The following is a 2,685-nucleotide window of genomic DNA, read 5'->3' as shown; positions in this document are numbered from 1 at the left end:
GGCATTCTCGAAATCGGTGCGATCGTCGTAGTCCAATGCCATCGCAAATCAGCTCCTCAGCTCGGTCGACCCGTCCACCCGATGCTCGGTGCCCGCGGTACACACCGCCTCACCCACCGCGGGTGAATTGGGCCGCTCCGTGGAATCCGGCTGCTGAAAAGCTGGGGTGGTCAGCTGCGCGCCTTCCCGGCTTTCGAGAAGTTCCGCAGCTGACCGGCACCACTACAGGTTGACGCCGAAATCGCGGGCGATGCCTTCCAGGCCGGAGGCGTAGCCCTGGCCGGTGGCGCGGAACTTCCACTCGGCGCCGTTGCGGTACAGCTCGCCGAAGACCATGGCGGTTTCGGTGGACGCGTCCTCGGAGAGGTCGTAGCGCGCCAGTTCCTCGCCGTTGCTGCGGTCGAGGACGCGGATGTAGGCGTTGCGCACCTGGCCGAAGGACTGGTTGCGGGTGGCGGCGTCGTAGATCGAGACCGGGAACACGATGGAGTCGATCGTGGCCGGGGTGTTGGCCAGGTCGACGTTGATCGTCTCGTCGTCACCGTCGCCGGCGCCGGTGGTGTTGTCGCCCGCGTGCTCGATCGCGCCCTCGGGCGACTTCAGGTTGTTGAAGAAGACGAAGTGCCCGCTCGACACCACCTTCTTGTCGGCGCCGAGGCCGATGGCGCTGGCGTCGAGGTCGAAGTCCGTGCCCGTGGTGGTCCGCAGATCCCAGCCGAGGCCGACCGCGACGGCGGTGAGGTTCGGCGCCGCCTTGGTCAGTGAGACATTGCCGCCCTTGGACAAGCTGACACCCATATCGAATCCCCTTGCTCATCGCGGCACGAAGCGCGCCGACGACCACACCCTAACGTTCGACTCTGAACGTTTGCTGTGATCAATCCTGTTCGGCCGCACCTGTTTCCACGGGCATGCGGTCGGCGCCCCAACTGCGCCGGAGATAGCCGATCACCCGGTCCAGCTCCGCGCGCTCGACGGCGGCCAGCTCACCCGGCTCGAGCGGGTCGAAATGGAAGATGTAGAGCCGCGAGGCGAATTGCTCGAAGGGCAGCGACGCTTCGCCGAAACGCTCACCGTGCCCGGCTGTTCCGACGACGACCCCGTCGCCCCAGTCCTGTCCGCTGTCGTTGTTCGGGTTGTAGAAGTACACCCGCATCACGTCCTGCGGGTCGAGGCTGACGCGCAGCACGGTGATCGCGTGCCAGCCGACGAAGCGGGCCGCGCTGTCGGTGACGGCGATACCGGCGGGCTGCGGGTGGATCACCGGCTGGTTGCCGTTGTAGAAGGGGTGATAGCCCGCGTAGAAGTGGCGCAGGAACTCGTCGAGGTCGGTCAGCAAGCCGGTGGCGACATCGACATTGATCCGGAAGCCGCGGCCGGACCACCAGCCGTGGAATTCCGGGTTGATCCAGCGGTGTGGGTCGCCGTCGCGGCCGATACAGCGCCGTCCCATCTGCGCGTAGATCCGGTCCAGGTGCGGTACCACCAGCAGCGAGACGGGGTCCAGATCCAGTTGCAGCGCGGTCGATTCCGTGTCCTCGGTCTCGCGCGAGGAGATCGGCTGCCCTTCGAAGTGCATCACGATCTCGTCGTCGCGCGCGGCCCACACCAGCGTCTGCAGCAGATAGTCGGGGTCGTTGTAGGCCCACATCGACAGTGCTCGCGCCGATTGGCAGGTGGGGTTGTCGCCCTGCCCGATTCCCAGCGGCAGGCCGAGAACCGACAGCATCCCCGACAGCAGCCACGCCCGCGGCTCCGGCGTCGGCCCGAACACCTGGGTCAGCCGCCGGCGCGAGTGCGGTGAAAGCCGCAGTGCCAGTTGGCGCCACAGCGCGGGCGCGACCGGCGGCTGATAGAGGATGCCGCGTTCGAGCAGCAACGTGAGTCCGTACACGCACTGCGCCGTTTCGACGTGCACAGCCTGCTCGATGAGACTGTGGACGAGTTCGTGATAGCAGAGCAGGCTGTCGCGGCCGGTGCTGGACAAGCCCATCGCCTCGCCGAGCAGATACTCACCCTTGGTGAGCAGAAAGCGCAGCAGCACAGCGTGATACGGCGACACCAGCCCGGTGTCGTGCATGGACCGCGCGAATCCCGTTGCCTCGTACTGCAACGCACTGTCGTCCATCGATTCCAGCCGCGTGCGGTAGATCTCGACCCCGGGGTCTTCCCTGCACCCCTCGGTGGTTCCGTAGAGACTACTGATCAGCCGGTCGGCGCCGAGGCCGCTGGCGCCGAGATCCACGTCGGGATTCGCCCGGGCGACGGCGATCTGGGTGATCATCCGTTTGACCCCGTCGACCTGGATGGGCCGCTGCCGCAGAATGCGCCAGATCTCGTCGACCAGGTTCTCCAGCACCTTCTCGTACCCGACCTCGGCGACGAGGTAGTGCAGCAGCTCGCGCGAGACCTGCGCCATCCGCCCCTGCTGTTCCCGCTCTGCCTCGGTGGGCGGGGAGAACAGCAGCGACAGATTCACCGCGAGCACCTGCGACAGGTGATCCTCGGCCTCTTCGGCCGACACCAGCGCATGCTGATATTCGCCCTTGGCGACCGCGAGCAATCGCAGATCACTCACCGCCTCCAACACCATGGTGTCGGCGTTGGCGCTGCGCAAGGAGCCGGTACTCAGCGCCGGGATGAGGATCTGCGGCTGCGCCCAGTCGGTCCCGAGGAAAAGGCCCG

Annotated in this window: 2 protein-coding genes; both read right to left on the bottom strand. The window is 66.6% G+C overall.

From position 1 onward, the window contains the following. Positions 1-222: 222 nt before the first annotated feature. Positions 223-798 carry a TerD family protein gene (locus ACFWF3_RS31460; RefSeq protein ID WP_067457219.1) on the bottom strand — a complete coding sequence of 192 codons (576 nt, stop codon included), beginning with the start codon at positions 796-798 and terminating at the stop codon, positions 223-225. 79 nt (positions 799-877) lie between these two features. Then, positions 878-2,685 (bottom strand): hypothetical protein (locus ACFWF3_RS31455; RefSeq protein ID WP_379317392.1); only part of this gene is annotated, 1,808 nt, incomplete at its 5' end.

The organism is Nocardia sp. NPDC060220 (assembly GCF_042727815.1).
GTDB lineage: Bacteria > Actinomycetota > Actinomycetes > Mycobacteriales > Mycobacteriaceae > Nocardia.
Note: the sequence above shows the minus strand (reverse complement) of the source record. Positions and strands in the feature narration are given on the sequence as shown.